We start from the raw sequence: 7,606 nt of genomic DNA, 5'->3' as shown, positions 1-7,606 counted from the left end.
ACTTCTTCAATATTTATCATTCTAAGTTGTTGTCCCATTTTAATAGTGAATCGTTTTTTGTATGCTCTATCGATTGGGTTAACTAACATTCTTTTTATGGCATCAAAATCTAAACTTGAAACCAAACTTTTTTGAAATTGATTTTTAAATTTAGTAATAGCAATTGCTAAATCGTCTTCGTCTATTGGTTTTAAAAGATAATCGATACTGTTCAATTTAAAAGCTCGCAAGGCATATTCATCATAAGCAGTTGTAAAGATTACAGCACTTTTTATGTCAATATTTTCGAAAATCTCAAACGATAATCCATCCGATAATTGAATGTCAAGAAATATCAAATCGGGATGTAAATTATTAGTAAACCAATGAATAGATTCTTCTACCGAATGTAACATTTGATTTACTTGCAATCCCAACTTTTCTACCTTTCGTTGTAAAAGTCTCGCTGCTGGCTTTTCGTCTTCGATGATGATGATGTTCATATTTTTATTTTGAAACAATTTTATATTTATTTGACCATTTAAAAATTAGTGGCGTCAAGATTACTGTTGGCAACAGCCACGCAACAACTCCGGGTAATAAAGTATTGTTGACAACTAAAAAAGCTGTGGCTGCTGCAATATAAGATCCAATCATTCTTTGAATGTGAACGAGTAACCAGAAGTTTTTAATAGTATTTTTACCTTGGTAATTTTTAAAATCTTTTAAAACCATTGAGCAACTTATAAATCCGAAAACCAATAAAACGATTCCGAAATTATTGCTATTAAACAATAAAATTGCTCCGTAAACTACAAATCCAATTCCAAAAAGTAACATCATACAGCTTAATATCCAGTCGATACTTTTTACTTTTTCGCCTTCATTTATTTTTTTTAAAGAAAGATAGCGTTGACCAGTTGCTGCCATATAAATTGAAAAAACTCCAATTATCAATAAAAACAGGTTACTATGAATTAAGGACATAAAAATACCTGCAAAGCCATTAACTAACATTCCGTAAAGAAAAAAAAGTCCAATATTTTTGTGCAATTTATCACCTTTTTTTCTAGTAATATTTATGGTTCCAGCAATTAATCCAATGCTTCCTGCAATAATGTGAATTATTAGCAACATCTTAAATAAAAGTTCTAGACTCATAGCTATTTCCAGTTTTGTTCTTTTGCTTTTTCAGTAGCCATATATTCTTTAATTTTTCTTTCCTCCCAATCATTTCCAAAGAAAAAATCTTTACCAAAAACAGATATACCATGAGCTAACAATCCTAATCCCCAGAAGAAAGCTGTAGAATAAGTATGCCAATGAAAAAAATGATCCATAGAATTGCGGTCTAAACGTTGATCAAAAATTAAAAACAAATTGACAAGTACATAAACAATTAAATGGGTATAAAATCCTTTAATTCGTTTAACTCTTTTATAAGCTATGTAATATTCTTCGGTTGAAACTCCAGTTTCGTTTTGAAATTTTTCAAACATTCTTTGTTTTTCTATTCGTCTCATATTATTATTTATTTCCAGTTATTATTAGCTTTTTTTTCTTTTTCCATTAACTCGTTTATCTTTTTTTCTTCCCAATTCTTCCCTAAAAAAGGCGAATAATTAAAGACTTTCATAGCATGAAACAATACACCAATTCCCCAACCTAATAAAGGCCAAAAGAACCACAACTCGCCTGGCGAGGTCATTATATTTAATACTAAGAAAAAAATATTGAAAATAATATAGGCAATTAAATTTCCATAAAAACCTTTAATTTCTTCTACTCTCTTTTTAGCTTGATAATAGCGATCTTCTTCTTTATAATTATTTTCCATTATTACTTCCATTTAGTGCTATTTCTGTCTTTATTTAAAATTTGTTGAATTTTTCTTTCTTCCCAATTGGCACCATATCCAAAAACTTTTAATGCGTGCATAATTACACCAAAACCCCAACCAGCGGCAGAAAACCAAAACCAATGAAATTGTGGAGAAAATTTAAGATTGACAACTATTAAAACTGGAATTACACAACAATAAGAAATAAGATTTCCATAAAATCCTTTTAATTCTTCTACACGTTTTTTAGCTCTAAAATAAGCTGTGTTTTCTGTATATTCAACGGATGATTCCATAACTGTTACTTGCTTTGTTAATATTGGTAAATGCACTGCAAAAATGCCATTTGCATCGTCAATTAAAACTTTTCTTTTAGTTAGTATTGCATAGCGACTTATTATATTTTGAAGCCCAACTCCTCGTCTATCTTGCAATACTTCTTTCTTTTGCAAATGATTATGAACTACAAGATAATTTTCTTTTTCAAAAATTTGAATGTGCAACGGTTTTTGCTCACTAACAATGTTGTGTTTTATACAATTCTCTAACAACAATTGAAGTGATAACGGAACTACTTTGGCATCTTGATTTTCAAAATTAGTTGGTAATTCAAATGAAATACTATTTTCAAATCGCATTTTTAGTAAATTCATGTAGGTTTTTGCAAATGCTAATTCCTCTGAAACCGAAACCAATTCTTTGTCTTTTTGCTCTAAAACATAACGATAGATTTTAGATAATGACGTTGTAAATTTTTGAGCATTATCTGGATTTTCTTCTATTAATGAACTTAAAACATTCAAACTATTAAAAAGAAAATGAGGGTCAATTTGATTTTTTAAACTTTCAAACTTGGCGTTGGCAGTTCCTGCAATTATCTTTTGCTCTTTTACTTTGTTTTCTTGATATGCTTTATAAATGTAGAACGTATAAAATGATAAAACCACTATAAAGGTCATTGCAATAGCAAAAATATAATTGGCAATGTTTTCTTTCGCCCAATATTGCTCAAAGCTTTTTCCTTCAATGAGTATATCTTCAAAAACTCTCAATAAGAAAATTACAAAAAGTGATACAAAAAATGAAGAGAAAAAACCAATTACAATTCTCTTTAATGAAAATCTATCTTTAGCAAATATTTTATCCAATACATAAAAAACATACTGGTTAGCAATACCAAGACAAACAGAATATAGAAGTGTGTATAAAAAAAGATACCCAAGTCTATTATTGAAAGCTATTTTTTCACCATAGGCAAGATTAACTAGAAGGATAATTACAAAAATGATAAGTCCAATTCCTGTTGACCTAGTTAAATCTTTGAATGTGAATTTCATAACTTTATTTTTTTTTAATCTTGAAAAAATTCTATTTGCCGCAGTTTTTCAATGTTTCTTGAGCTCTATCTAAACCCCAAGATGGTGAGAACTGATTTTCTGGTTTAAATTTAGCAAAAAGATCGATTGATTTTTCTACTTGAGTACATAATTGTTTTACATCGGCACCTGTCCATTTTGCTCCTCCAATGTCAAATTGTGCTTTACAAAATACAACTCTTGGATTTTCAGGAGCTAACATACTGGCTAACATATAGATTTCTGAAATTTTAGGAGAAAGTGTCATTCCATAAGTCATCGGATCTGAAGCTAATAAAGCTGTTTTTGCCATTGCTTGCACAACTAGAAGTTCAACATTTTTAGGAGATTTTGCTAATTCTGTATCCAATGCTTCATTTGCCTTGGCTAACAATAAAGACATTTTATCTTTATTTGCAGGATTAAAAGCTTCTGTTGTATTGATTAATGCAATGTAATAATTTGGCAAATAGTTGTCTTTTTCTGCTGAGGCAATTCTTTCAAACAAGGCAGTTGCATCTGCATTTTTACCTTCTTTCCATAAACCTAATGCTTTTCCCATTCCTTGTTCATACTGGGTTTGAGCTGTTACTAAACTACAAACGAATAATGTAAATGCTGTGATAATTTTAACCATGATTTCTATTTTTTAATTGTTAATGAAATTGTTATTATTTTAATTCTGATGTAAAAATATTATGATTTAATGTCCTATAAAATTTATACTTACCGAAATGTCATTTTATTAGGATGAACCGTTATTTTGATAATTTTTAATTCAAATTATTTAACTGGTTGTCTTTTTTGTTATCGCTAATGGTCCAAAAGAAACCTACAAAGAAAAATCTATCGGCAGTTGGTGTAATGGCTTTTCTCTGAAAATTTCCTGAAGCATCTGGTGAATTTGCATATTCGTAACCAAACACATTTTGAGTTCCAAGTACATTACTTATTGAAATATAAAGTATTTTTTGCTGGCTCAATAAATAGGCCCAACTCATACTTACATTGTTATAATTCTTAGTCTTTCCGCTCATAAATAGTAGCTCATTAGGATTATCAAATGGTCGTCCCGAATTGAAACTATACGATAAACCAACACTAGATTTCCAGTCATCGATCCAATATTTAGTTACAATAGACAGATTATTTTTGGCCACAAAACTTGGTGTAACTTGGGTTTCGTAATTTTTATAATCACGTTTAGAATCGATGTAAGAATAGGAAATCCAATATTCTAAATTCTTAATTGACTTTCCGTCTCTCCAAAAAATATCCAATCCTTTTGCAAAACCAAATCCGTTATTGTTAAAATTAGAATTGTATTGCACTTCTTGAGTGTCATATTTTACTAAATTGCTGTAATCTTTATAGTAAATTTCACTTCTAAAAGTACGTTTGTCTTTATTAAATTGGTAATTTAAGATGTAATGTGATGCTTTTTCATTGATAAAATTAGAATTGAATTTCAAATAATCTTGCTTTGGAGCTTGCTCAAATTCACCATAAGCAAATGAAATCTGACCAAATTTACTTACTTTATAAGCTAGAGAAACTCTAGGAGAAACAGAAGATTGATGCAATAAATTATTATTGAAAGCTCTTATACCAGCTTTAAGCGCCAGTTTTTTAGAGAAAAAAATATCGGCTTCTGTAAATGCTGCAGCAATATTGGCATTATAACCCGATTTATTGTTTGTAAAAGAATAATCTTCATCAAATTTAGTTATAAAATAATCACCTCCAAAGGACAATTTTATTCTATCAGAAATTGATTTTTTAAGCTTTAATTTTAAATGTGATGCATGTTCGATATTGTTTATTTTATCTGTATTCAAACCTATTTTGGTATCACCAATTCCATAACTTACACCGGTTGATAATTGCCAATTGCTTCCAAAATTTCCTTTGTACGAAGCATTTAGATATAAATTATTATTCTTTAAGTCAACACGAGTTTTAGCAATCGAGTTAATGTTTTCTTGATTTAAATCAAATCTTGAAGCATCGAAAGCAGTGTATAATTTAAATAAACCGCGTTCTAGTTCATATCTATAAACCAATTCGCCAGAAAGTGATTGAAATGCTCTATTCCAATCAACATTTTGCGGAATTGCAACTTGATAAGGCGCCAAATCAATATACGCTGTGTTGACACTCAACGAACTTTTTTTCCATTTTTGTGTATTTGCAAGTCCCAAGCCAACAGTCATGAATGAAATATCGGTTTTTTCTTGAGTAGCAACATCGGTCGTATTTAATAAAAGTACACTCGATAGCGCTTCACCATATTCGGCAGAATAACCACCAGTAGAAAATGAAATTCCGCTAAAAAGAAAAGGTGAAAATTTTCCTCGAGTTGGTAAATTTTGAGTTGATGCGCCATAAGGTTGCGCTACTCGAATGCCGTCAACATAGGTTTGGGCTTCGTCACTTTCGCCACCACGCACAAACAATCGTCCGCTTTCACCTACAGTTTGTGTTCCCGGTAAAGTTTGCAAAGCCGCAACAATATCAGCATTTGAGCCAGCTGTTGTAACAATGTCCAATGGTTTTAAAACGGTTACTTTAGCCTTATCACCAGCTTCAAAAGTTCCGGCATTGATGACAACTGCATCCAACGTATTTACACTTTCTTTTAGTTTAAAAGTCTTAGGTTGATAGTTTTCTATAGAAATTGGAATTTTTACAGGTTCATAAGAAAGAAATGTAATTACTAAAGTTTTATTTCCTTTTTCTGATGTTGTAAAAGAAAAATCACCTTTTTCATCGGAACTTATTCCGTCGTAAGAACCTTCAATAAAAACATTGGCACCAATAATAGGATTGTTTTTTTGATCAACAACTTTACCCGAAATTTTGGTTTGAGAAAATCCTAAAGTTGAAAGTAATAAAATAAAAAATGTAATAGTTGTCTTCATAATTATCTGTTTTGATGAAGCAAAGTTGCATCAAGTAAAAAACTTATAAAATTTATATTTACTCAATTGTTGAAATTTAAGGATGAATTGTATGTTGAATTTTAATTGGTTTAACTTTTCAATTAAAAAAAAATTAGTATTATTGCATAACATTTAAATCATTAAACAAATGAAACTTATAAAATCACTTTTCGCAATTGCATTATTTTTTGCAATAAATACTATTTCTGCTCAATCAATTACAGATAAATGGAAACAAATGCATGATTATCATGAGTTGTTATCTAAGACTTTTCACCCAGCAGAAGATGGAAATTTTGGTCCTATTAAAAATTCATCAGAAGATTTAGTAGCCAAAGCAGAATTATTAGATGTAGAAACAATGCCAAAGGATTTAAGAAATGCATTGGTTGAAGAAAATCTTGCTATATTAAAAAGACAAACAAAAGTGGTTAGTGACCTTGTAACAAAAAAAGCTCCAGATGCAGAAATCATGAGAGCATTTCAAAATCTTCATGATGTTTTTCATAGAATAGTCGAAATTTGTCAACCAGGAAAAAAATAAAATTAAAACCTAGCCATCGAGCTAGGTTTTTTTTTGAATTGATTCTTACCTTTGTAAAAAAAAATAGATGTCAAATATATATTTAGGATACCATTTTATAGTAGAACCAAAAGAACTAGGTTCAGAAATACTTATTGCCGAGCTTGGTGAAAAACCATTTGAAAGTTTTATTGAAACCGATTTAGGAATTGTAGCTTATATTCAAAAAGACCTTTGTACAGAAGATGTTTTAGAAGATATTTATATTTTAACATCACCAGAATTTACAATTTCCTACAAAGTAGAAGAGATTGATCAAGTGAACTGGAACGAAGAGTGGGAAAAGAATTTTGAACCCATTGACGTTGATGGTAAATGCCATGTTCGTGCGCCTTTTCATCCAAAAACCGATGCAGAATTTGATATTATAATTGAGCCAAAAATGAGTTTTGGAACAGGTCACCATGAAACAACACACATGATGATTCAACATTTATTAGAAACTAATGTTGAAGGTTTAAAAACTTTAGACATGGGTTGCGGAACAGCAATTTTAGCAGTTTTAGCAGAAATGAAAGGTGCTCAACCGATTGATGCTATTGATATTGATAATTGGTGTTATTTAAATTCTATTGAAAATGCAGAGCGCAATAATTGTACTAAAATTTCAGTTTATGAAGGTGATGCCGCTTTATTAAATGGTAAAAATTATGATTTAATTATTGCCAATATCAACCGAAACATCTTGCTTAACGATATGCAAGTTTATGTAGATTGTTTAAATAAAGGTGGAATTTTACTAGTAAGCGGATTCTATAATGAAGACATTCCTTTTATTGATGCATCATGTACAGAAAAAGGATTAACTTATGTTAAAAAATTTGAAAGAAATAATTGGGTTTCGTTGAAGTATTTAAATCAATAATACAGTCAATAAATCGCACAATACTCCCAAAAAAGAATTCCC

General features: G+C 29.9%; 9 protein-coding genes. 2 read left to right on the top strand and 7 right to left on the bottom strand.

Going from position 1 to position 7,606, the window contains the following annotated elements; all coding sequences use genetic code 11:
• From ACH2CG_RS15880 to ACH2CG_RS15850, 7 genes are all read right to left on the bottom strand, one after another.
• The coding region (locus ACH2CG_RS15880; RefSeq protein ID WP_395066960.1) for a LytR/AlgR family response regulator transcription factor at nt 1-482 on the bottom strand (482 nt) is incomplete at its 3' end.
• 4 nt (nt 483-486) lie between these two features.
• Entirely contained in the window at nt 487-1,140 is a 654-nt protein-coding gene (locus tag ACH2CG_RS15875) for a hypothetical protein (RefSeq protein WP_395066958.1), read from the bottom strand.
• 2 nt (nt 1,141-1,142) lie between these two features.
• Complete coding sequence (locus ACH2CG_RS15870) at nt 1,143-1,502, bottom strand: 2TM domain-containing protein (RefSeq protein WP_395066956.1); 360 nt, start codon at nt 1,500-1,502, stop codon at nt 1,143-1,145.
• Nucleotides 1,503-1,510: 8 nt separating this feature from the next.
• Complete coding sequence (locus tag ACH2CG_RS15865; RefSeq protein ID WP_395066954.1) at nt 1,511-1,828, bottom strand: 2TM domain-containing protein; 318 nt, start codon at nt 1,826-1,828, stop codon at nt 1,511-1,513.
• Nucleotides 1,819-3,156, bottom strand: a complete 1,338-nt coding sequence (locus ACH2CG_RS15860; protein ID WP_395066952.1) for a histidine kinase — start codon at nt 3,154-3,156, stop codon at nt 1,819-1,821. The genes ACH2CG_RS15865 and ACH2CG_RS15860 overlap by 10 nt, the downstream gene beginning before the upstream one ends.
• A gap of 31 nt (nt 3,157-3,187) precedes the next feature.
• Nucleotides 3,188-3,811 (bottom strand): hypothetical protein, encoded by a 624-nt coding sequence (locus tag ACH2CG_RS15855; RefSeq protein WP_395066950.1) that lies wholly within the window; start codon nt 3,809-3,811, stop codon nt 3,188-3,190.
• 136 nt (nt 3,812-3,947) lie between these two features.
• Entirely contained in the window at nt 3,948-6,095 is a 2,148-nt protein-coding gene (locus ACH2CG_RS15850) for a carboxypeptidase-like regulatory domain-containing protein (RefSeq protein ID WP_395066948.1), read from the bottom strand.
• Nucleotides 6,096-6,264: 169 nt separating this feature from the next.
• Between ACH2CG_RS15850 and ACH2CG_RS15845 the strand changes: the two genes are divergently transcribed.
• Both ACH2CG_RS15845 and prmA read left to right on the top strand, forming a co-directional pair.
• On the top strand, nt 6,265-6,660 hold the full coding sequence (locus ACH2CG_RS15845) for a hypothetical protein (protein WP_395066946.1): 396 nt from the start codon (nt 6,265-6,267) through the stop codon (nt 6,658-6,660).
• A gap of 67 nt (nt 6,661-6,727) precedes the next feature.
• Nucleotides 6,728-7,564, top strand: coding sequence for a 50S ribosomal protein L11 methyltransferase (gene prmA / locus ACH2CG_RS15840; RefSeq protein WP_395066944.1), 837 nt, complete (start codon nt 6,728-6,730; stop codon nt 7,562-7,564).
• Nucleotides 7,565-7,606 lie beyond the last annotated feature (42 nt).

The organism is Flavobacterium sp. (genome assembly GCF_043778725.1).
GTDB lineage: Bacteria > Bacteroidota > Bacteroidia > Flavobacteriales > Flavobacteriaceae > Flavobacterium.
This window is presented reverse-complemented; position numbering and strand designations above follow the sequence as displayed.